The organism is Enterobacter cloacae complex sp. SHL022 (genome assembly GCF_049237785.1).
GTDB lineage: Bacteria > Pseudomonadota > Gammaproteobacteria > Enterobacterales > Enterobacteriaceae > Enterobacter > Enterobacter hormaechei_C.
Genome location: NZ_JBMKJH010000030.1, coordinates 1 through 557, shown reverse-complemented (window position 1 = coordinate 557; position 557 = coordinate 1). Strand labels below are relative to the sequence as shown.

At 47.8% G+C, this 557-nt stretch carries 2 protein-coding genes; one reads left to right on the top strand and one right to left on the bottom strand.

All coding sequences use genetic code 11. The features are described 5' to 3' along the window. Nucleotides 1–201, bottom strand: a 201-nt coding sequence (locus tag ACOTZD_RS22875; protein WP_421636377.1) for a hypothetical protein, incomplete at its 3' end; no start/stop codon positions are given. Nucleotides 202–224: 23 nt separating this feature from the next. Between ACOTZD_RS22875 and cor the strand changes: the two genes are divergently transcribed. Beyond that, a complete protein-coding gene (cor, locus tag ACOTZD_RS22870) occupies nt 225–458 on the top strand; it encodes a phage exclusion lipoprotein Cor (protein WP_017382566.1) in 234 nt (77 codons plus the stop codon). The last annotated feature ends 99 nt before the right edge of the window (nt 459–557 follow it).

Sequence of the window (557 nt, the reverse complement as noted above, 5' to 3'; positions counted from 1 at the left end):
AGCAATACGCGGATATTCGCCAGACCGCAGACAACCCCCGGCGGCAACCTTCAAAACGTCGCGTATTCGAATCTGAGGAACGTGATTATGGCCATTAACTGCGCCAACTATGATTGATCGTTTTGAACGATCAATTTCGAATAATTGATCTACCAAATCAATTATATCCCGTTGATTCATATTGTTATTGTGTAGCTTCATGAATGCCCTGGGATATAACAACTATGAAAAATATGATTCTTTGCCTGGCGGTAGCGGTATTGCTCTCCGGTTGCGCTGGCGTTATTGAGAAGCAGCAACCTGTATGCACCGGAACAGCCCTGGTTGGCGGACAGGAAAGCAGCGTCCAGATCTACGGAGTCCGCAAGCAAAATAATCAGACGCAGTACCGCGCCGGTTATCCCTTTAACTGGTCATGGGTGAGCGCCAACACGTTCACCAGCACCACCTGCCACTAACCCATTCAGTTTTGAACAAACCCCGCTCCGGCGGGGTTTTTTATTGCCTGGAGAAAATATGCTTTATAACACTGGCACCATCGCCATTAACGGAAATAC

Coding starts and splice junctions, on each gene's coding strand:
- cor (WP_017382566.1), top strand. CDS start 225: ATGAAAAATATGATTCTTTGCCTGGCGGTAGCGGTATTGCTCTCCGGT.